Source organism: Streptomyces olivaceoviridis (genome assembly GCF_014650115.1).
GTDB classification, from domain to species: domain Bacteria; phylum Actinomycetota; class Actinomycetes; order Streptomycetales; family Streptomycetaceae; genus Streptomyces; species Streptomyces olivaceoviridis.
Window position 1 is genome coordinate 39,573 of the sequence record NZ_BMUI01000020.1, and the last position, 21,154, is coordinate 60,726.

Annotated in this window: 20 protein-coding genes; 14 read left to right on the plus strand and 6 right to left on the minus strand. The window is 72.4% G+C overall.

Annotation, left to right across the window (positions count from 1 at the left end; translation table 11 throughout):
• Positions 1-37 precede the first annotated feature (37 nt).
• The gene (locus IE273_RS30635; RefSeq protein WP_189818422.1) at positions 38-1,522 is read left to right on the plus strand and encodes an aminopeptidase P family protein; all 1,485 of its coding nucleotides are present in this window, start codon (positions 38-40) and stop codon (positions 1,520-1,522) included.
• A 121-nt stretch (positions 1,523-1,643) separates the two neighbouring features.
• A complete protein-coding gene (gene pdxR, locus IE273_RS30640; protein ID WP_189818423.1) occupies positions 1,644-3,041 on the plus strand; it encodes a MocR-like pyridoxine biosynthesis transcription factor PdxR in 1,398 nt (465 codons plus the stop codon).
• Here the strand turns inward: pdxR and IE273_RS30645 are convergent.
• Positions 3,031-3,474, minus strand: coding sequence for an ATP-binding protein (locus IE273_RS30645; protein WP_189818424.1), 444 nt, complete (start codon positions 3,472-3,474; stop codon positions 3,031-3,033). The genes pdxR and IE273_RS30645 overlap by 11 nt on opposite strands.
• Positions 3,475-3,660: 186 nt before the next feature.
• Here IE273_RS30645 and IE273_RS30650 point away from each other — a divergent pair, with 186 nt between their 5' ends.
• The 9 genes from IE273_RS30650 (at position 3,661) to IE273_RS30690 (ending at position 13,608) form a co-directional block, all read left to right on the plus strand.
• Entirely contained in the window at positions 3,661-4,533 is an 873-nt protein-coding gene (locus IE273_RS30650) for a hypothetical protein (RefSeq protein WP_189818425.1), read from the plus strand.
• A gap of 174 nt (positions 4,534-4,707) precedes the next feature.
• Positions 4,708-5,430 (plus strand): YcnI family copper-binding membrane protein, encoded by a 723-nt coding sequence (locus tag IE273_RS30655; RefSeq protein ID WP_189818426.1) that lies wholly within the window; start codon positions 4,708-4,710, stop codon positions 5,428-5,430.
• Between the two features lie 138 nt (positions 5,431-5,568).
• Positions 5,569-6,222: an SCO family protein gene (locus IE273_RS30660; protein ID WP_189818427.1), complete on the plus strand. Its 654-nt coding sequence runs from the start codon at positions 5,569-5,571 to the stop codon at positions 6,220-6,222.
• Positions 6,219-6,683, plus strand: a complete 465-nt coding sequence (locus IE273_RS30665) for a copper chaperone PCu(A)C (protein WP_189818428.1) — start codon at positions 6,219-6,221, stop codon at positions 6,681-6,683. The genes IE273_RS30660 and IE273_RS30665 overlap by 4 nt, the downstream gene beginning before the upstream one ends.
• 13 nt (positions 6,684-6,696) lie before the next feature.
• Entirely contained in the window at positions 6,697-8,619 is a 1,923-nt protein-coding gene (locus IE273_RS30670; RefSeq protein ID WP_189818429.1) for a copper resistance CopC/CopD family protein, read from the plus strand.
• Between the two features lie 8 nt (positions 8,620-8,627).
• Positions 8,628-9,908 carry an iron uptake transporter deferrochelatase/peroxidase subunit gene (gene efeB, locus IE273_RS30675; protein ID WP_189818430.1) on the plus strand — a complete coding sequence of 427 codons (1,281 nt, stop codon included), beginning with the start codon at positions 8,628-8,630 and terminating at the stop codon, positions 9,906-9,908.
• Between the two features lie 107 nt (positions 9,909-10,015).
• Positions 10,016-10,948, plus strand: a complete 933-nt coding sequence (pheA, locus tag IE273_RS30680; protein ID WP_189818431.1) for a prephenate dehydratase — start codon at positions 10,016-10,018, stop codon at positions 10,946-10,948.
• Positions 10,949-11,533: 585 nt separating this feature from the next.
• Complete coding sequence (gene serS, locus IE273_RS30685; protein ID WP_189818432.1) at positions 11,534-12,811, plus strand: serine--tRNA ligase; 1,278 nt, start codon at positions 11,534-11,536, stop codon at positions 12,809-12,811.
• Entirely contained in the window at positions 12,808-13,608 is an 801-nt protein-coding gene (locus IE273_RS30690) for an HAD family hydrolase (protein ID WP_189818433.1), read from the plus strand. Before serS ends, IE273_RS30690 begins: the two co-directional genes overlap by 4 nt.
• A gap of 302 nt (positions 13,609-13,910) precedes the next feature.
• Here IE273_RS30690 and IE273_RS30695 read toward each other — a convergent pair whose 3' ends face one another.
• The 5 genes from IE273_RS30695 to IE273_RS30715 all read right to left on the minus strand — a co-directional run bounded on the left by IE273_RS30695 (position 13,911) and on the right by IE273_RS30715 (position 17,792).
• Positions 13,911-14,153 (minus strand): SGM_3592 family protein, encoded by a 243-nt coding sequence (locus tag IE273_RS30695; RefSeq protein ID WP_189818434.1) that lies wholly within the window; start codon positions 14,151-14,153, stop codon positions 13,911-13,913.
• Positions 14,154-14,231: 78 nt separating this feature from the next.
• Entirely contained in the window at positions 14,232-14,951 is a 720-nt protein-coding gene (locus IE273_RS30700) for an ABC transporter permease subunit (protein WP_103813629.1), read from the minus strand.
• 10 nt (positions 14,952-14,961) lie between these two features.
• A complete protein-coding gene (locus IE273_RS30705) occupies positions 14,962-15,873 on the minus strand; it encodes an ABC transporter ATP-binding protein (RefSeq protein WP_058081126.1) in 912 nt (303 codons plus the stop codon).
• Between the two features lie 52 nt (positions 15,874-15,925).
• On the minus strand, positions 15,926-16,843 hold the full coding sequence (locus tag IE273_RS30710) for an ABC transporter permease (RefSeq protein WP_189818435.1): 918 nt from the start codon (positions 16,841-16,843) through the stop codon (positions 15,926-15,928).
• Positions 16,833-17,792, minus strand: coding sequence for an ABC transporter ATP-binding protein (locus IE273_RS30715; RefSeq protein WP_189818520.1), 960 nt, complete (start codon positions 17,790-17,792; stop codon positions 16,833-16,835). The genes IE273_RS30710 and IE273_RS30715 overlap by 11 nt, the downstream gene beginning before the upstream one ends.
• Positions 17,793-18,008: 216 nt before the next feature.
• Between IE273_RS30715 and IE273_RS30720 the strand changes: the two genes are divergently transcribed.
• The 3 genes from IE273_RS30720 (at position 18,009) to IE273_RS30730 (ending at position 21,089) form a co-directional block, all read left to right on the plus strand.
• A complete protein-coding gene (locus IE273_RS30720; RefSeq protein WP_189818436.1) occupies positions 18,009-18,653 on the plus strand; it encodes a hypothetical protein in 645 nt (214 codons plus the stop codon).
• A complete protein-coding gene (locus tag IE273_RS30725; RefSeq protein WP_189818437.1) occupies positions 18,650-20,404 on the plus strand; it encodes an SDR family oxidoreductase in 1,755 nt (584 codons plus the stop codon). The genes IE273_RS30720 and IE273_RS30725 overlap by 4 nt, the downstream gene beginning before the upstream one ends.
• Positions 20,405-20,540: 136 nt before the next feature.
• Positions 20,541-21,089, plus strand: coding sequence for an RNA 2'-phosphotransferase (locus IE273_RS30730; protein ID WP_189818438.1), 549 nt, complete (start codon positions 20,541-20,543; stop codon positions 21,087-21,089).
• Positions 21,090-21,154: the final 65 nt, after the last annotated feature.

Below are 21,154 nucleotides of genomic sequence, written 5' to 3' on the forward strand. Positions count from 1 at the left end.
CCCCGGGGGAGATCACTGGCGTACCGAGGAGGATCACGTGTCCGACGAGCTCAACCCGGCTGTCCCCGACTCCGCTACCGCGGAGGGCCCGGAGACCGAGGCCGAGGAGACCGTCAAGCAGCGGAAGAACGGCCTGTACCCGGGCGTGTCCGACGAGCTTGCCGAGAACATGAAGTCCGGCTGGGCCGACACGGAGCTGCGTGACCTGGAGCCGATCCCGCAGGCCGCCGAGACCGCGCGCCGCCGTGCCGCGCTCTCCGCCCGCTTCCCGGGCGAGCGCCTGGTGGTCCCGGCGGGCAACCTGAAGACCCGCTCGAACGACACCGAGTACCCCTTCCGCGCCTCCGTCGAGTACGCGTACCTCACCGGCAACCAGACCGAGGACGGCGCCCTGGTGCTGGAGCCCAAGGGCGACGGCCACGAGGCCACCATCTACCTGCTGCCGCGCTCCGACCGCGAGAACGGCGAGTTCTGGCTCTCCGGCCAGGGCGAGCTGTGGGTCGGCCGCCGGCACTCCCTCGCCGAGTCCGAGGCGCTGTACGGCCTGCCGGCCGCCGACGTGCGCGAGCTGGCCGACAAGCTCCGCGAGGCCACCGGCCCGGTCCGCGTGGTGCGCGGCTACGACGCCGGCATCGAGGCGGCCCTGACCGACAAGGTCACCGCCGAGCGCGACGAGGAGCTGCGCGTCTTCCTCTCCGAGGCCCGTCTCGTCAAGGACGAGTTCGAGATCGGCGAGCTCCAGAAGGCCGTCGACTCGACGGTCCGCGGCTTCGAGGACGTCGTCAAGGTTCTCGACAAGGCCGAGGCGACGAGCGAGCGCTACATCGAGGGCACGTTCTTCCTCCGCGCGCGCGTGGAGGGCAACGACGTCGGCTACGGCTCCATCTGCGCGGCCGGCCCGCACGCCTGCACCCTGCACTGGGTCCGCAACGACGGCCCGGTCCGCTCCGGCGACCTGCTGCTGCTGGACGCGGGCGTGGAGACCCACACCCTCTACACCGCCGACGTCACGCGCACGCTGCCCGTGGGCGGCACGTACAGCGAGATCCAGAAGAAGATCTACGACGCCGTGTACGACGCCCAGGAGGCCGGTATCGCGGCCGTGAAGCCGGGCGCCAAGTACCGCGACTTCCACGACGCCGCGCAGCGCGTGCTCGCCGAGAGGCTCGTCGAGTGGGGCCTGGTCGAGGGTCCGGTCGAGCGGGTCCTGGAGCTGGGCCTCCAGCGCCGCTGGACCCTGCACGGCACCGGGCACATGCTCGGCATGGACGTCCACGACTGCGCCGCCGCGCGGACCGAGACGTACGTGGACGGCACGCTGGAGCCGGGCATGGTGCTCACCGTCGAGCCGGGGCTGTACTTCCAGGCCGACGATCTGACCGTGCCGGAGGAGTACCGGGGCATCGGCGTCCGGATCGAGGACGACATCCTCGTCACGGAGGACGGCAACCGGAACCTCTCCGACGGTCTGCCGCGTCGCTCCGACGAGGTCGAATCGTGGATGGCCTCCCTGAAGGGCTGATCTGCGTTTGAATGGCCGGGTACCGGGGAGGTGCCCGGCCATTTCGTCTGCGGGGGCAGCCGTGGCCGACCGCGCAGTTTCCCGCGCCCCTCGGGGCGCGTGCAGTGACGGGGGTGGAAACGTGGACGGCTTCTGGTCGGGCGTCGGTGTCGACCTGCATCTCGAACCCGATGCGGTGGACGGCCGCCGGGTGGGGCTCGAACGAGCCCTCAGGGACGCCGTACGGGACGGGCGGCTCGCGCCCGGTACCCGGCTGCCCGCCACCCGGCGGCTCGCGGCCGACCTCGGGATCTCGCGCGGCACCGCGAAGGCCGCCTACGACCAGCTGGTCGCCGAGGGGTACCTGACGGCACGGCAGGGCTCGGGCACCCGGGTCGCCGAGCTGCCGGCCGTGCAGGCGGAGGAGCCGGGGACGGACACGCGCGCGCGTGCGCCGCGTCTCGATCTGCGTCCCGGCAGCCCGGACGTCGGCGCGTTCCCGGCGGCGGCCTGGCTGCGCGCGCTGCGCCGCGCCATAGCGACGGCGCCCTCGCTGGCGTACGACTACGGCGACCCGCGCGGCCGGATCGAGCTGCGCACCGCGCTCTCCGGCTACCTGGGGCGGGCGCGCGGGGTGCTGGCGCCGCCGGAGCGGATCGTCATCACCTCGGGCTATGTGCAGGGCCTGGCGCTGCTCACACGGGTGCTGGACGGCGCCGCCGTCGCCATGGAGGACCCGGGGCTGCCCTTCCACCGGGAGGTGGTGCGGCACAACGGCGGAACGGTCCTGCCGGTGCCGGTCGACGCGCGCGGGGTTCGCCCCGAGGAGCTGGGCGGGGCGGCGGCCGTGGTGGTCACGCCGGCCCACCAGTACCCGACCGGGGTGACCCTGCACCCCGAGCGGCGCCGGGCGCTCACCGACTGGGCACGCGCGCGGGGCGGACTGATCGTGGAGGACGACTACGACGGCGAGTTCCGCTACGACCGCCAGCCCGTGGGCGCGGTGCAGGGGATGGCGCCGGGCCAGGTGGTGTACCTGGGCACCGCCTCCAAGACCCTGGGCCCGGCGCTGCGGCTCGGCTGGATGGTGCTGCCGCCGCACCTGGTCGACGCGGTCGCCGACGCCAAGCTGCACAGCGACCACCACACCGAGACCATCGGCCAGCTCGCGCTCGCCGAGCTGATCGACAGCCATGCGTACGACCGCCATGTGCGCGCGTGCCGGCTGCGCTACCGGCGGCGCCGGGACCAGCTGCTGGACCGGCTGGGGGCGCGCCGGAGCGTGCGGGGGGTCGCGGCCGGGCTGCACGCGCTGATCGAGGTGCCGGACGAGGCCGCGGTCCTGGCCCGAGCCGAGGCGGAGGGCCTGGCGCTGGGCGCGCTCGGCGACCACTGGCACACCCCGGGCCCCGGCCGGCCCCAGGGCCTGGTCGTCGGCTACGGCACTCCCAGGGAGCGGCTGTACCCGGAGGCGCTGGAGACCCTGGCGAAGGTCCTCGGCCAGCCCGGCGGCACCGGCAGGGCCGCGGCTAGGCCGTGAGGAGGGACGGGTCCTTCCGCCATTTGAGGATCTTGTCGAAACTGACCACCGTCCCGCCCCGGCCGGGCTTCGGGCCGATGTGCACGTGGTCGGCCAGTTCGCGGATCAGACAGAGGCCGCGGCCGTGCTCGGCGTCGGGGCGGGCCGGCCGGGGGTCCTGCGGGCGGGCGAAGCCGGGACCGGAATCGGTCACTTCGATACGGCACTTCTCGCCGTCGAGATAGGCGGTCACCCGGTACGCCTCCGAGGCGCCGCGGGCGGTGTCCCCGCCGTGCTCGACGGCGTTCGCGCAGGCCTCGCTCAGGGCGACGGACAGGTCGTAGGAGATCTCCGGGTCGACGCCCGCCGTCTCCATCGTGCCGATCAGCAGCCGCCGGGCGAGCGGCACACTGGCGGCCTCGCGCCGCAGATGGAGTGACCACCAGATGCTCATGCTCCAGCCTCCTGGCCGCGGCTCGACATACCGTTACGTATTGCCGCCCGTAGGCGGCCGTAAGCACCGCGTCGACGTGTCTGCGCCCGTCCGGCCGATGCGCCGGGGGAGGAATCGGTGTATGAGGGGCGCCTCAGACGCCCTGCCGTATACGCGCGGTAAGGGCAGTGCGATGATGGCCCCGCCATGACTGCCCCCCACCCACGCACGGCGCACTCCGGAGCCGGACTCCGGATCCTGCGGGCCGCGGTGTTCGCCGCGGTCTGCGTCGCGCTGGCCGCGGGCGGGCACGTGCTGGCCTCCTGCGCGCGCGTGCCGCTGTGGACGCTCGGCGCGGGCTTCCTCGGCGCCCTGCTGCTCGTGGCACCGCTCGCCGGGCGGGCCCGCTCGCTGCCGGGCATCGCCGTACTCCTCGCCCTCGGTCAGACCGTGCTGCACACGCTGTTCGGGCTGGGCCAGCACGGGGCGACGATGGCCTCCGCCGGGATGTCGATGGGCTCGACGGGGTCGACCGCGTCGACGGGCGTCGGCGGGCCGACGGGTGCCGTGCTGAGCGACGGCGCGCTGGTCGAGCAGGCCACGCGGCTCGTGTGCGGCTCGACCGCCGCGTCCCTCACTCCGGGACACGCCTTCCGCCTGCTGCTCGACGCGCGTCTCATCGACCGCGCCGGCCGGCCGACGGGCGCCATGGGCACCATCGAGCACGTCCACGACGCCACCGGCGCCTCGGCCGGTCTGCTGCCCTCGCTGCCGATGCTGCTCGGCCATGTGCTCGCGGCCGTCGCCGCCGGCTGGCTGCTGCGCCGCGGGGATCTCGCGGTGCTGCGGCTGATCGAGCTATCGGCGCACGGAGTCGCGGAGGGGGCGCTCGTACGATCCCTGCGCGCGGCTCTCGCGCTGACGCGCGCCCTGTGCGCCGGGCTGCTGCCCGCCACCGGGCCCGGCCCGCGCGGCCCCCGCCCCGACCGGGACGAGGCACCGGCTCCGCACACCGCCGCACTCCAGCACACGGTGATCCGGCGCGGCCCGCCCGCCGCCGCCTTCCTCCTCGCTGCCTGACGCGGCCACCGCTCCCCCGACACGGACCCGGTGTGCCGCCGACGCGCGGCACGCGCGCGCGCGCGTCCTGCCGAGCCGTACGGGCGATTTCCGTGCCGTACTGCGACAACACCGGTCACGCGTGCGTATCCCTCTTCATCACCGGTTCTCACGCAGAGTGGAGTGCTTCCTTCCATGAAGGCTTCTCGTATCGCCGCCGCCGCCGCTGTCGCGGGTACGGCCGTCCTCACCCTGTCCGCCCCCGCCTTCGCGCACGTCTCCGTGCAGCCGGAGGGCCCTGCGGCCAAGGGCGGTTACGCGGTCGTGGACTTCAAGGTCCCGAACGAGCGGGACAACGCCTCGACGACCAAGGTCGAGGTGAACTTCCCGGCCGACCACCCGATCGCCTCGGTGATGCCGGAGGCGATCCCGGGCTGGAAGATCGACGTCACCAAGTCCAAGCTGGCCAAGCCGCTGACCATGCACGGCGAGAAGATCGACGAGGCCGTCACCAAGGTCACCTGGACCGCCGACGGCAAGGGCATCGAGCCCGGCTACTTCCAGAAGTTCCCGCTCTCCCTGGGCGCACTGCCCGAGAACACCGACCAGTTGGTGTTCAAGGCGATCCAGACGTACTCCAACAAGGAGGTCGTCCGCTGGATCGAGGTGCCGCAGAAGGGCCAGGACGAGCCGGAGAACCCGGCCCCGGTCCTGGAGCTGTCCGCCGCCTCCGACGACCACCAGGACACGGCGAGCGCCGAGAACACCGCCGAGAAGACCGGCAAGACGACCGCCGCCGAGGACTCCGGCGACGGCAGTGACACCACCGCGCGCGTGCTCGGCGTGGTCGGCATCGTGATCGGCGTCGCGGGCGTGGCCTACGGCGTCCTCGCGGGCCGCCGCCGGACCGCCGCCTGAGCCTTCGTTCCGCAGCGCGCACCGGGTGCCGTACGCCCCGCCACCCGGGCCGTCGTACGACCCCGCGTACGCCCCGCCACCCGGGCCGTCGTACGACCCCGGTGCGCGCCGCAGTTCACACATCTGGGACATTTTTCTATGCGCAATAAGACGTTCACCGCGGCCGTGCTGCTCGCCGCCGCCACCCTGACCCTCTCCGCCTGCGGCAGCGGCGACGACGGCAAGTCGCCGGTCGCCGTGGTCTCGGGAGGGTCGGACGCGGGCAAGGTCGCCACCGTGCTGGACCAGCCCTTCGACAAGCCGGGCCTGGTCCTCACCGACACCCACGGCGAGAAGTACGACCTCCGCAAGGAGACCGAGGGACACCCGACCCTGGTCTACTTCGGCTACACGCACTGCCCCGACATCTGCCCGACGACGATGAGCAACATCGCCGTCGCCAAGAAGGCGCTGCCCAAGACCGAGCAGGACGACCTCCGGGTGGTGTTCGTCACCACCGACCCCGGCCGCGACACCCCGGCCGAGCTGGGCAAGTGGCTCAAGGGCATCGACCCGCAGTTCATAGGTCTGACCGGCGACTTCGCCAAGATCCAGGCCGGCGCCCGGTCCGTCGGCATCTCCGTGGAGCCGACGACGAAGGACAAGAACGGCAAGCTGGTCTCCGTCCACGGCACCCAGGTCGTCGCCTTCTCGCCGAAGACCGACGCCGGATACGTCCTCTACGGCGAGGACGCCACGGTCGACGACTACACCAAGGACCTGCCCAAGCTCGTCGAGGGAGCCAACCCGTGAGGCGCCGTGCCGCGGTCCTGACCGCGGGCGCGCTCACCGGGGCCCTCGCCCTCACCGGCTGCTCCGGGTCCGGCTCGGGGTCGGACAAGGCCGAGCTGTCCGTCGGCTCCTCCTACATGCCCCAGCCCGTCTCCGCCGACATGGCCGCCGGGTTCCTGACGATCACCAACAAGGGCGGGGCCGGGGACGAGCTGACCTCGGTCACCAGTGACGTCGCCGGCGAGGTGACCATGCACAGCACGGTCGGCGGCGCCATGGCGGAGAAGTCCTCCTTCGCGATACCGGCCCACGGACGGCTCGTGTTCCGAAGCGGTGGCAACCATCTGATGTTCGAGAAGCTGAAGCGCGCGCCGAAGCAGGGCCAGACGGTCACCGTGAAGCTCACCTTCAGCGAGTCGGAGCCGCTCACCGTCGAGATGCCCGTCAAGTCCGCCACGTACAACCCGTCGACCGGCCACTGAGGGAGGGATCACCGTGACCCGGACCATCGCCCCCCGCGTGCGGATCCTGGTGCTGCTGTTCATCGCCGTCACCGGCGCGCTGCTGGCGGGCGCCGGACCGGCCTCCGCCCACGCGGCGCTGACCGGCAGCGACCCCGCGCAGGGGGTGGTGGCCGACAAGGCACCCACCCAGGTGTCGCTCACCTTCTCCGAGAAGGTGGCGCTGAACGACGACTCCCTGCGCGTCCTCGACCCGAAAGGCAAGCCGGTGCAGACCGGCAGCCCGGCCAACGTGAGCGGGACGACGTACGCCGTGCGGCTCAAGAGCGGTCTGGCCGACGGCACCTACACCGTCACTTACCAGGTCGTCTCCGCGGACAGCCACCCCGTCGCCGGCGCCTACACCTTCTCCGTCGGGGCGCCCTCGCGGACCGTCGTCTCGGGCACCGGTCCGACTGCGGGCGGCGGGGTCGTGGGCGGGCTCTACGCGTTCGGGCGGTACGTGTCGTACGCCGGGTTCATCGTGCTCGCCGGCGGCGCGGCCTTCGTGCTCGCCTGTTGGCGGCACGGCGCGGGCGTACGGCCCCTCCAGCGGCTGGTCGTCGGCGGCTGGGTCGCGCTGACGGCGGCCACCCTGTGGCTGCTGCTCCTGCGCGGCGCGTACACCGGTTCCGGGAAGTTCGCCGACGTCTTCGACCTCGACCTGCTCGGCCAGGTGCTCCAGACGAAGACCGGTGCCGCGCTGGTCTCCCGGCTGCTGCTGCTCGCCGCCGCCGCGCTGTTCGTCGCCGTCCTCTTCGGCACCTACACCCGGCGGGAAGAGGGCGAGGAGAAGCGCGACCTGACCTTCGGCCTCGCCGTCGGCGGAGTGGTCGTCGCGGCCGGTCTCGCCACCAGTTGGGCCATGGCCGAGCACGCCTCGACCGGGCTCCAGCCGGGTATCGCCATGCCGGTCGACGTCGTCCACCTGCTGGCCGTCGCCGCCTGGCTCGGTGGCCTCACCGCCCTGCTGACCGCGCTGTACCGGGCACCCGCCGAGACCCCCGTCGAGGCCGCCGCCGTACAGCGCTTCTCCCGCGTGGCCTTCGGCAGCGTCCTCGCCCTCGTCGTCACCGGCGCCTACCAGTCCTGGCGGCAGCTCGGCTCCTGGTCGGCGTTCACCGAGACCCGGTACGGGCAGCTGCTGCTGGTCAAGATCGGGCTGGTGGCGGTGCTGGTCGGCATCGCGACCGTGTCCCGGCGGTGGACGGGACGGCTCACGGACCCGGCCGTCCGCACCGGGAAGGCGCGGAAGACCCAGGCCCGCGCGGAGCAGGTCGCCGCCTCGAAGGCGACCGGTGACGGCAAGCGCACCGGCACCGGTACCCGTGACACCCAGCGCGCCGCCCAGCTCGCCCGGCAGCGCGCGGCCGTCGACGCCGCCCGGGAGAAGCGGCTGCGGGACGGCGACGCGAACCGCTTCGGTCTGCGCCGCTCGGTGCTCGCCGAGGCCGGCGTCGCCATCGTGCTGCTCGCCGTCACCACCGCGCTGACGCAGACCGAGCCGGGCCGCACCGAGCAGGAGGCCAAGGCGGCCACCTCCGCGCCGGCGGACTCCGGCACCAAGGCGGCGTCCGGCGCGCTCACCCTGGACATGCCGTTCGACACCGGCGGCACCGACGGCAAGGGCGTCGTCAGCATCGACCTCGACCCCGCGCGCGTGGGCGGCAACGAGATGCACGTCTACGTCCAGCGCCCCAACGGCCGGGCCTTCGACGTCCCGGAGGTGAAGGTCTCCTTCACCCTGGAGGCGAAGAAGATCGGTCCGCTTCCCGTGAACCCCGACCACATCACCACCGGCCACTGGTCGGCGAGCGGGGTGCAGATCCCCATGGCCGGCGACTGGAAGATCGCCGTCACGGTCCGCACCTCCGACATCGACCAGGTGACCGTCTCCAAGAACGCGCAGATCGGCTGAACCACACCATGCCCGACCAGTCCATCCCTCAGGCCCGCACGCCCGACGCGCCGCCGGCGGAGCCCGTGTCCGCGGCGAGCGGCATCTCGCGGCGCGCCCTGCTCGGCACCGCCGGCGCCACCGGGCTCGTGCTCGGCACGGCCGGCGGGGCCGTGGGCTACGCCTCCGCGCCCGCCGGGGCCACTCCGCTCACCTCGGTGGGTTCGGGGCGGGCGATGTTTCACGGGAAACATCAGCCCGGCATCACCGAGGGCCTCCAGGCGTGCGGCCATCTCGTCGCCTTCGACCTGGCGGCGGGCGCGGGACGCAAGGAGGCGGCGGCCCTGCTGCGCCGCTGGTCCACGACCGCCGAGCGGCTGATGGCGGGCGAGGCGGCCCCGCACGGCGACACCGATGTGGCCCGGGACGCGGGCCCGTCCTCGCTGACCCTCACCTTCGGCTTCGGGTACAGCTTCTTCGGCAGGACGGGCCTGGAGAAGCAGCGGCCCGGCGCGCTCGACCCGCTGCCGGACTTCTCCTCCGACCACATCGACAGGTCCCGCAGCGACGGTGATCTGTGGGTGCAGATCGGCGCGAACGACGCCCTGGTCGCCTTCCACGCCCTGCGCGCGATCCAGAAGGACGCGGGCTCGGCCGCGCGGGTGCGCTGGCAGATGAACGGCTTCAACCGCAGCCCCGGCGCCACCGCCCAGCCCATGACGGCCCGCAACCTGATGGGCCAGCTCGACGGCACCGGCAATCCCAAGCCCACCGACGCCGACTTCGACCAGCGGATCTTCGTGCCGGCCTCGGGCGAGCCCGCGTGGATGGCCAACGGTTCCTACGCGGTCGTACGCCGTATCCGCATGCTCCTGGACGACTGGGAGAAGCTGTCGCTCACCGCCCAGGAGCAGGTCATCGGGCGCCGCAAGGCCAATGGGGCGCCACTGTCCGGCGGCGACGAGACGACTCCGATGGACCTGGAGAAGAGCGACGCGCACGGCGACTACGTCGTCCCGCTCAACGCCCACGCCCGGATCACCCGGCCCGAGAAGAACGGCGGCGCGGCCATGCTGCGGCGCCCGTTCTCCTACCACGACGGCATCGACGCGGACGGCACGCCCGACGCCGGTCTGCTCTTCGTCTGCTGGCAGGCGGACCCCCTGCGCGGCTTCGTCCCGGTGCAGCGCAAGCTCGACCGGGGTGACGCGCTGTCGAAGTACATCCGGCACGAGGCGAGCGGCCTGTTCGCGGTGCCGGGCGGGGCGGCGAAGGGGGAGTACGTGGGGCAGCGGCTGCTGGAGGGGTGAGCCCGGGAACCCGGAGTGTGCAGGGTGAACCGGGCTCAAACCACCTGGTCGAGTGGTTGTCGTCGAACGCCTCAGCCGACCGGGCCCGCGGCCATTAGGGTGAGGACATGCCAGCGAGCTATGCCTACCTCGGCCCGGAGGGCACCTTCACGGAGGTCGCCCTGCGCACGCTTCCGGAGGCGGCCACCCGGCAGCTGATCCCGTACGTCTCGGTGCAGTCCGCGCTGGACGCGGTCCGGGCCGGCGAGGCCGAGGCCGCGTTCGTGCCGATCGAGAACTCCGTCGAGGGCGGCATCACCACCACCCTGGACGAGCTGGTCGCGGGCGAGCCCCTGATGATCTACCGCGAGGTGCTGCTGTCGATCACCTTCGCGCTGCTGGTCCGCCCCGGCACACGGCTCACGGACATCAAGACGGTCTCCGCGCACCCGGCGGCCCAGCCCCAGGTGCGCAACTGGCTGCGCGCCAACCTCCCGGAGGCCACCTGGGAGTCGGCGGCCTCCAACGCGGACGCCGCCCGTCTGGTCCAGGAGGGCCACTACGACGCCGCCTTCGCCGGCGAGTTCACGGCCGCCCGGTACGGCCTGGAAGCGCTGGAGACCGGGCTCCACGACGCGGAGAACGCGCAGACCCGGTTCGTGCTGGTCGGCCGCCCGGCCCGGCCCGCCGCGCCCAGCGGTGCCGACAAGACCTCCGTGGTGCTGTGGCAGCGGGACGACCACCCCGGTGCCCTGCGCGACCTGCTCGGCGAGTTCGCCTCGCGCGGCATCAACCTCATGCTGCTCCAGTCCCGGCCGACCGGCGCCGGCATCGGCAACTACTGCTTCTGCGTCGACGCCGAGGGGCACATCGCCGACCGGCGGGTGGCGGAGGCGCTGACGGGGCTGCGGCGGATCTGTCTCCAGGTGCGCTTCCTCGGCTCCTATCCGCGCGCGGACATCGCGCAGGGCGGGGCCCGGCCGACGCCGCCGGGGACGTCGGACGAGGAGTTCATGGCGGCGGCGGACTGGGTGGCGCGCTGCCAGGACGGCCGGTTCTAGCCGTCGTACAGGCGGACGCCGACCGGTCGTACCTGCGGACGAACGTTATCCACAGAAGTTATCCACAGGTTCCCTTCTCGACCTGGGGACAAGTCGACAGAGTGGTGCCGGCGGGTCGACAAATCGCCCAGGGAGCCCCGACCGGGGCCACCGGCGCCTGGCTCACTCTTCGTCCATGCGTTTCCTTTGGTTCATCTTTGGGGGCGACCGTTTTCCACCCGAAGGTGGGTGTCGACGTGGTTTGACCCAGGAATTCTTCAGTCCGTTGGCGCTTTCCGGAGTGATCAATTCCGAAGTCCACAGATCTTCCACACAGCCTGTGGATAACTCCTGGGAGAGTGTGGATCGCTGTGGACAACCGGCCCGCCAAATCCCGTTCTCCACAAGGAAGTCGAGTCAACCAGACGCCCGGGATGTGGCCCGTCCCAGGGAGTGAGACACTTTCCCCTTGACGGCTGGCATGACGTACGGACGACACAACGCAACACACTCGGCAATTACCGCATAACGGAACGTACGCCGTGAATCAGAACTCCTTGCTGAGTGAGTCGTGAGCCGCGACCCCGCACCGGTAGCCTTGCCCTCGTGATTGACCTTCGCCTGCTCCGTGAGGACCCCGACCGTGTGCGCGCCTCCCAGCGCGCCCGTGGAGAGGACGTCGCGCTCGTCGACGCCCTCCTGTCTGCCGACGAGCGGCGCAGGTCCTCCGGCGTCCGCTTCGACGAACTGCGTGCCGAGCAGAAGCAGCTCGGCAAGCTGATCCCCAAGGCCGGCGCCGAGGAGAAGGCCGAGCTGCTGGGGCGCGCCGAGCAGCTGAAGGCGGACGTGAAGGCCGCCGACGCCGAACGCGACGCCGCCGACGCCGAGACCCAGGAACTGCTGCTCAGGCTCGGCAACCTCGTCCACCCCGACGTGCCCGTCGGCGGCGAGGAGGACTTCGCCACGCTGGAGACGCACGGCACGATCCGCGACTTCGGTGCCGAGGGCTTCGAGCCCAAGGACCACCTGGAGCTGGGCCAGCTGCTCGGCGCGATCGACGTCGAGCGCGGCGCCAAGGTCTCCGGCTCCCGCTTCTACTTCCTCACCGGTGTCGGCGCCCTGCTGGAGCTGGCCCTGGTGAACGCGGCGATCTCCCAGGCCACCGCCGCCGGCTTCACGCCGATGCTCACCCCGGCGCTGGTCCGCCCGCAGTCCATGGCCGGCACCGGCTTCCTCGGCCAGGCCGCCCAGGACGTCTACCACCTCGACAAGGACGACCTGTACCTGGTCGGCACCTCCGAGGTCCCGCTCGCGGCCTACCACATGGACGAGATCATCGACGCGGACCGGCTGCCGCTGCGGTACGCGGGCTTCTCCCCGTGCTTCCGCCGCGAGGCCGGCTCGCACGGCAAGGACACCCGGGGCATCTTCCGCGTGCACCAGTTCGACAAGGTCGAGATGTTCTCGTACGTCGCTCCCGAGGACTCGCAGGCCGAGCACCAGCGCCTGCTGGAGTGGGAGAAGCAGTGGCTGACCTCGCTGGAGCTGCCGTTCCGCGTCATCGACGTGGCCTCCGGTGACCTCGGCTCCTCGGCCGCCCGCAAGTTCGACTGCGAGGCGTGGATCCCGACCCAGGGCAAGTACCGCGAGCTGACCTCGACCTCGGACTGCACCGAGTTCCAGGCCCGCCGGCTGTCCATCCGGGTCCGCGACGGCAAGCAGGTCAAGCCGCTCGCCACCCTCAACGGCACGCTGTGCGCCGTACCGCGCACGATCGTGGCGATCCTGGAGAACCACCAGCAGGCCGACGGCTCCGTCCGGGTCCCCGAGGTGCTGCGCCCCTACCTGGGCGGCCGTGAGGTCCTGGAGCCGGTCGCCAAGTGACCGGCTTCCCGTACCGACTGATCGCCACCGACCTCGACGGCACGCTCCTGCGTTCCGACGAGTCGATCTCGCAGCGCACCCGTGACGCGCTCGCCGCGGCCACCGCGGCGGGCGCGGCGCACATCGTCGTCACCGGCCGCGCGGTCCCCTGGACCCGGCACATCCTGGACGACCTCGGCTACGACGGCCTCGCCGTCTGCGGTCAGGGCGCCCAGGTGTACGACGCCGGCTCCCACCGCCTGCTGACCTCGGTCACCCTGGACCGGCAGCTCGCGGGCGTGGCCCTCGCCAAGATCGAGGCCGAGGTGGGTCCGCTGTACCTGGCGGCGAGCCGGGACGGCCTGGACGGCGAGGTGCTGGTGGGCCCGGGGTACGCGGTCGTCGGCAAGCTGCCCGGCACCCCCTTCACGGACGCCTCCGACCTCTGGACGGCGCCCCTGAACAAGATCTACATACAGCATCCGACGCTGGGCGACGACGAGCTGGCGGAGGCGGCCCGGCAGGCGGCCGGCGGCTTCGTCACGGTGGCCATGGCGGGCGAGGGCATCGTGGAGCTGCTCCCGCTCGGCCTGTCCAAGGCCACGGGCCTCTCCCTGGCGGCCCGCCGCCTGGGCCTGAAGGCCGCCGACACGATCGCCTTCGGTGACATGCCCAACGACATCCCGATGTTCGCCTGGGCGGACCGCGGCGTGGCCATGGCCAACGCCCATGCGGAACTGCGGGCGGTGGCCGACGAGATCACGTCCTCCAACGAGGAGGACGGGATCGCGGTCGTGCTGGAGCGGCTGCTCGGCTAGCGAGCCGCCACGCCAGGGCAGGTAGCGGGCCCGGGACGGGTACGTCCCGGCGCCCCCGGCGGCCACGATCCTGCCGTCGGACCGGGGCGGCACGCGCGGCCGGCCCCCGGACGGCGACTGGGTGGGCGGCCCACGCGAGAGCGACGTCGCGTGCTCGAAGCGGCCACCCCTGGCAGTCCCCGTGGCCCCACGGAGATGCCCCCAGCCGGTGACGCCCGGACGATCCCGGGCGTATGGGGCACACCCACTGTGCCCGGCGCCGGAGGGGGCGCCACCGAATAAGACGGACAGCCGGACGGCCGCTACCGGCGGCGCCACCTGCGGCGCCGCGCCTTGCTGAAGAACCAGCCGGCCGGCGGGTCGTCGGAGCGCCACGGCTGCGGCTCGGGCGCCTCGGCCCGCCAGCGCGCGGCGAGCATCCGGGCCCGGGCCGACGGCTCGGAGGTCCCGGCCGCCCGGACGAACGCCTCGTCCAGGACGACGTCGTCCCACGCGTCCTCGCCGGTCCGCTCCCGCCCTTCGTGCTGCGGCGTCTCCTCAGCCATCTCCGGCCTCCCAGCCGTCCATCCGCTCGGCCCAGTGTGCCCGGGCCGGGGTGAAGCCCCCGTCAAGGCCGATGCCCGTCACTCCTCGCCCGCGAGCGTCAGCGACCTCAGCTTCTGGCCGGCGTACCAGGTGGCCAGGACGGTGACCGCCACCAGCAGCACCGTGGCCGTCGGCAGGCCCACCTCGGAGGTCACCAGATCCCCTCCGGCCATCTTGTGGGCGACGGCGAGCGACCACTGCTGGACGCTCAGCGTGCGCGCGCCCGGCACCAGGGAGCCGAACAGCGCCTCCCAGACCAGGGCGTAGACGAGCCCGAAGACCACCGCGTGCCGGGAGACCGTGCCCAGCAGCAGGAACAGCGCCGAGTAGGCGATGGAGGAGACGAGCGCGGCGACCGTGTAGGCGACGGCGATCTGCTGGCCGTTGCCGTTCAGGATGAGACCGGCGATCAGGGTCGGCACCGCCGAGAAGACCATGGTCACGGCGATGGCGACGATCAGCTTGGTGAAGATGATCGTGGGCCGCTTGAGCGGCTTGGACAGCAGGTAGACGACGGAGCCGTCGTCGATCTCCGGGCCGATCGCGCCGGTGCCGGCGATGACACCGATGATCGGCACCATCGTGGCGAGCGCGAAGCCGCCGAGCACGTCCGAGGCCGTCTGGTCGTCGGCTCCGGTCAGGGCGCGGACGGCCACGGAGATCACGATGAGCAGCAGCGGGAGCGCGCCGAGGATGAGGGCCCGGCGGCGGCCGAGCAGGGCCCGGTAGGTCAGCCGGGCGACGGTGGGGTCGTACATCTTCGGCCTCCTACGCCGCGACCAGGTACGAGAAGACGGACTCCAGGGACTCGTCGGACGGCGAGACCGTGAGGAGCCGGATGCCGTGGTCCCTGGCGACCTTCGGCAGCAGGGCGGTGAAGCGGCCGAAGTCGACGGCCTGGATGCGCAGGGCACCCTCGGCGTGGTCGACCTCGATGCCGGCCGTCGACGGGTCGGCGATCAGCGCGGCCGCGAGGGCGCGGTCGTCGCTGGAGCGGACCAGGTAGCGGTGCGGGCGGTCGGTCATCAGACGGCGGATCCTGCGGAAGTCGCCGCTGGCCGCGTGCCGTCCGGCGACCACGACCTCGATGTGCCAGGCGAGTTGCTCGACCTCTTCGAGGATGTGGGACGAGAACAGCACGGTGCGGCCCTCGTCGCCCATGCGCCGCAGCAGGTCCATGAGCTGCATGCGCTGGCGCGGGTCCATACCGTTGAAGGGCTCGTCCAGCAGGAGCAGCGAGGGGTCGTGGACCAGGGCGGACGCCATCTTCACGCGCTGGCGCATGCCCTTGGAGTACGTGGCGATCTTGCGGTCCTGTGCGTACTCCATCTCGACCGTGGCGAGGGCGCGCTGGGCGGCCTTGTCGCCGAGGCCGTGCAGTTCGGCGTTGGCCACGACGAATTCACGGCCGGTGAGGAAGTCGTACATCGCCTCGCGCTCGGGGACGATGCCGATGTGCCGGTAGATCGCCTCGTTGCGCCAGACCTGCTGCCCGTCGAGGGTGACGGTGCCGGTGGAGGGGGCGAGGAAGCCGCCCATCATGTTGATGAGGGTGGACTTGCCGGCGCCGTTGGGGCCGAGCAGGCCGGTGACGCCGGGGCCGATGGTCATGGTGATGTCGTTGACGGCGACCACGTTGCCGAACCAGCGCGAGACGTGGTCGATGACGAGGGTGCTCATGGGCGCGGCCCGTTCCTTAGAAGGGTGGTGGTGGCCGGACGGGTGGGCGTGGTCACAGTCCCACCTTCTTGTAGCGGCGCATCAGCAGGCCGTAGCCGGCGGCGATCAGGCCCAGGACGACCAGGACGTACACCGCGCCCTCGCCGCTGCCGGGGCCGGCCGCGCCGGGGAACGCCGAACTCGCGCCGAGGAAGGCGGACTGGACCCCGTCGATGAGTGTGACGGGCGAGAAGAGTCCGATCCAGGGGATGGCGCCGGTGCTGTTCTGCGCGTCGGCGATGGCCTGGAGCGTGGAGACGGCGCCGTAGGAGATGGTCAGTACGGCGATGACGGCCGCGATGCCGAAGCCGCGCCGCGGGGTGACCGAGGCGATGACCAGGCCGATGCCGGCGAAGAGCAGTGAGAGCAGTGCCACGGAGACGAGTCCCTGCGCGAATCCCTTGGTCTGGTCGGCGAAGTCCAGCTTGGCCAGCAGCGCGCCCACGTAGAGGACGATCAGCGGGGCCGCGGTGAGGACGAACAGCGCGGAGGCCAGCGCCGCGTACTTCGCCCGGACGTAGTCGGCGGTCTCGATCGGCCGCGAGAAGTACAGCGGGACGGTCTTGAAGCGCAGGTCGCGCGAGACGGACTGGGGCGCCTGCGAGGCGACGTACAGGCTGATGACGGCCTGCATGATGATCGCGTAGCGCGTGTAGTCGACGGGCAGTTCCCTGGCCTTGGTGGCGACCGCGACGGCGACCATGATGGCCGCGGGCACGCACATCACCACGAACAGCAGCATCGGCAGCACCTTGGACTTGACGGAGCGTCCGAGTCCGTAGGCGCCGCGCAGGGACTGCGAGTACAGGGAGCGGGTGGCGTAGGAGCGGCCGAGGCGGGGGCCGTCGTAGTTGCGGTAGCCGATGTTGTGGATGCGGGTCTGGTCACCCGGGGTCGCGGCGGATGCCGGCAGGGGCTGCTCAACTGCCATGGACGGCCGCCTCCTTCCGCTGTTCGTCCTCGGTGAAGACCTCCGAGATGTGGTGCCGGCGCTGCTCCATGCGCACCAGCCCGAGGCCCAGGTCGGCGACGACGTCACGGACCAGGTCGTACGTCTCCTCGCCCTGCGCCGTCAGAAGCAGGATGTGGCCGGCGCCCGGCAGGCCGCTGCCGGCCTCGACGGTCACCCCGCGCGCGTGCAGCGCCTCGCGCAGCGCGCGCGTGCCGTCGGGGTGCTCGTCGGTGTCGGTGACCTCCACGGCGAGCGTGGTCGTGGTCTGGGTGAAGTCGGTGGTGGAGCTGGAGCGCAGCAGCTTGCCGCCGTCGATGACGACGACGTGGTCGCAGGTGCGTTCCAGCTCGCCGAGCAGGTGGGAGGTGACGAGGACCGAGATGCCGAAGTCGGTGTGGATGCGGCGGATCAGGCCGAGCATCTCGTCGCGGCCGACCGGGTCGAGGCCGTTGGTCGGCTCGTCCAGGAAGACGAGCCGCGGGTCGTGCACCAGCGCCTGGGCGAGCTTCACCCGCTGCTTCATACCGGTCGAGTAGCCGCCGATGGGGCGGTACCGCTCCTCGTACAGCCCGACATGGCGCAGGGTGTCGGCGGTGCGCTCGCGGGCGGCGGCGGGCGGCAGGCCGGACATGCGGGCCATGTGGACGACGAACTCGGTGGCCGAGACGTCCGGCGGCAGGCAGTCGTGCTCCGGCATGTACCCGACGCGCTCGCGGATGGCGGCGCCCTCGGAGGCGACGTCGAGGCCGAGCACCTCGGCGCGGCCCTCCGTGGCGGGGGACAGCCCCAGCAGGATCTTGATCAGGGTGGACTTGCCGGCGCCGTTGGCCCCGACGAGTCCGGTCACACCGGGTCCGATGTCCACGGACAGCCGGTCGAGCGCGGTCACCCGGGGGAACCGCTTGCTCAGGCTTTCGGTCGCGATCACAGTCACGCCGTCGACACTAGTGACGCGGACCACGTCGGTCGTCAGACCGGAGAGCAGTCTTCGTGTCCGACTCCAGGTGTAGGGGTTCCGTAAGGGACCCCCTCCCTGAGAGGTACGGCAGAGGTACGGGCACCCCTGTTGACGCCAGGTCTAACAAGTGCGAGATTCTCCGGTGTCGGGTGACGGGCACGTACCGCGAGGGTGGGACGGGGTGGCATGGCGACGACGTCGACCGGGGAGCGCTCGGCGGAGCCGCGGGGTTTCCGGACCGTGCGGCGCCTCGCCCACGCGTGCGCGGAGGCGGTCGCGGCCCGCCTGGAGCCGGGCGTGACCGAGCGCGAGGCGGCCCGGACGCGGCGCGAGTGGCTGCGCGGGCGCGGGGTGAACCCGGTGCGGGACCGGCTGAAGGCACACCGCGAGCTGATCCTGCGCGAGGTGCGCGAGCGGCGCCCGCTGCGGGAGATCCACCAGGACGTGGACCGGCCCATGGTTCGCCAGGGCTACGCCGACCGGCACCGCGCCCACCCCTTCGGGGTGATCGCCCACAGGGTGCACCGGGTGCGACGGCACCGCTGGTCACCCCAGCTGTTCGGGTTCCGCACCCAGTCCCTGGAGGGCCTGGCCGCCGACGCGCCGCACGGCCACCGCGAGGGCCGGTCGCCGCTGTGGTCGCCGCACCGCTTGTCGGACCACCCGCCGCGGCCGGGCCTCCGGGCGGTCGAACCCCACCTCGGCTCCCGGGTGACGGGCGCGGAGTTCGAGGAGATCCTGGTGGTCACCGACTCCCGGGACCCCGGACAGAGCGCGTTCCGGCTGGACGACGATCTGCCGCACACGCGGCGCTGGGCGGAGGAGAAGTGACCTTGAAGGGTGCACGCGAGCGCTGGGTGCGCACGGGCGGGGTCGAACTGTGCGTGGCCGAACTGGGCGACCCCGGCCGGCCGACGGTGGTGCTGGTACACGGCTACCCGGACAGCAAGGAGGTCTGGTCGGAGGTCGCCGCCCGGCTCGCCGGCCGCTTCCACGTCGTCCTCTACGACGTCCGGGGCCACGGCCGCTCCACGGCACCCCGGCCGCTGCGCGGGGGCTTCACCCTCGCCAAGCTCACCGACGACTTCCTGGCCGTCGTGGACGCGGTCAGCCCGGACCGGCCGGTGCACCTCGTCGGGCACGACTGGGGCTCGGTGCAGTCCTGGGAGTTCGTCACGGTGGGCCGCACCGAGGGCCGTATCGCCTCCTTCACCTCGATCTCCGGGCCGTCCCTCGACCACTTCGGGCACTGGATCAACGCGCGCGTCAAGCGCCCCACGCCCCGCCGGGTGGGCCAGCTCCTCGGCCAGGGCGCCAAGTCCTGGTACGTGTACCTGCTGCACACGCCGGCCCTGCCGGAGCTCGCCTGGCGCGGGCCGCTCGGCACGTACTGGCCGAAGATCCTGGAGCGGGCCGAGCGGGTCCCGGGCGGCGACTACCCGACCGCCTCGCTCCCCACCGACGCCGCGCACGGCGCCTGGCTGTACCGGGACAACGTCCGCGCGCGACTGCGCAGGCCGCGCCCGGACGCGTACGCCCACGCGCCCGTGCAGCTCATCACGCCCCAGGAGGACGCGTTCCTCTCCGAGCGGCTGTACGACGACCTGGACCGGTGGGCGCCCCGGCTGACCCGCCGCACGCTCCCGGCCGGGCACTGGGTCCCGCGCACGCGTCCCGACCAGGTGGCCGCCTGGATCGAGCAGTTCGCGACGTCCGCCGAGGGCGGCCGTCCCGCCCCGCGGCCCACCGGGCGCCACGCCGACCGGTTCGCCGGACAGCTGGTGCTGGTCACCGGTGCGGGCAGCGGGATCGGCCGGGCCACGGCGTTCGCCTTCGCCGAGGCCGGGGCGCGCGTGATCGCCGTCGACCGCGACGCCGAGGCCGCCGCCCGCACCGCCGAGCAGTCCCGGCTGGCCGGCGCGCCCGACGCCTGGGCGGAGCCGGCCGACGTCTCCGACGAGCAGGCCATGGAGAAGCTCGCGGAGAAGGTCCACGACGAGCACGGCGTGCTGGACGTGCTGGTCAACAACGCGGGCATCGGTCTGTCCGGCTCCTTCTTCGCCACGACGACCGACGACTGGCGCAAGGTGCTGGACGTGAACCTGTGGGGCGTGATCCACGGCTGCCGGCTCTTCGGCGCGCGGATGGCCGAGCGCGATCAGGGCGGCCACATCGTCAACGTCGCGTCGGCCGCCGCCTACCAGCCCTCGCGCGTGCTGCCCGCCTACAGCACCTCCAAGGCGGCGGTCCTGATGCTCTCCGAGTGCCTGCGCGCCGAGCTGGCCGCCCAGGGCATCGGTGTCACGGCGGTCTGCCCGGGCTTCGTCAACACCAGCATCACCTCCACGGCCCGCTTCGCCGGTGTCGACGAGGAGGAGCAACGCCGTCGCCAACAGCGGACGGCCCGCCTGTACGGCCTGCGCAACTACCCGCCGGAGAAGGTGGCCGACGCGATCCTGGACGCGGTGGCCGACAACAGGGCGGTGGCGCCGGTGACCCCGGAGGCCCGCGGCGCCCGCCTGCTGTACCGCTTCGCGCCGGGACTGCTGAGGAGGATCGCGCGGGTGGAACCGAGGTTGTGACGCGAAATGCCGCAAAGGGAACGGCAGTTGTCCACAACTTCGCCAATTCGCCTGTGGATAACCGCACTTGGTTGTGGATCAAACCTCGGAGCGAAAACAAGCTGCGTGATCCGTGTCTCTCCCGCACGCTGGCCCCATGGACGAACGCCGCACCGTGAAGGTGTCGAAGTACCTCTCCAGACACCTGCGGCACCAGCCCGAGAGGATCGGGCTCACACCGGACCCGGGCGGCTGGGTGGAGATCGACACGCTGATCGCCGCAGCCGCCGCCCACGGGTTCCCGTTCAGCCGCGCGGAGCTGGACCACGTGGTCGCCGCGAACGACAAACGGCGGTTCGCCGTCGAGGACGGCAGGATCCGCGCCAGCCAGGGCCACAGCATCGAGGTCGACCTCGGCCTGCCCCCGGCGACCCCACCGCCGTACCTGTACCACGGCACGGTCGCCCGTCACCTGGACGCGATCCGCGCGGAGGGCCTGCGTCCCATGAACCGGCACGCCGTGCACCTCACCGCCGACCGGGAGACCGCCGCCCGCGTCGGTGCCCGCCGGGGCAGGCCCGTGGTGCTGTCCGTGGACTCCGGCGCGATGCACCGCGACGGCCATGTGTTCCACATCAGCGCGAACGGGGTCTGGCTGACGGCGACGGTACCGGCGCGCTACCTGCGATTTCCCGGCCGTCACTGAGCACTGGGTGACTGTCGGCGCCGGCACTGAGCACTCCGTGACCGGCGGGCAGGGGGGTCGCACGG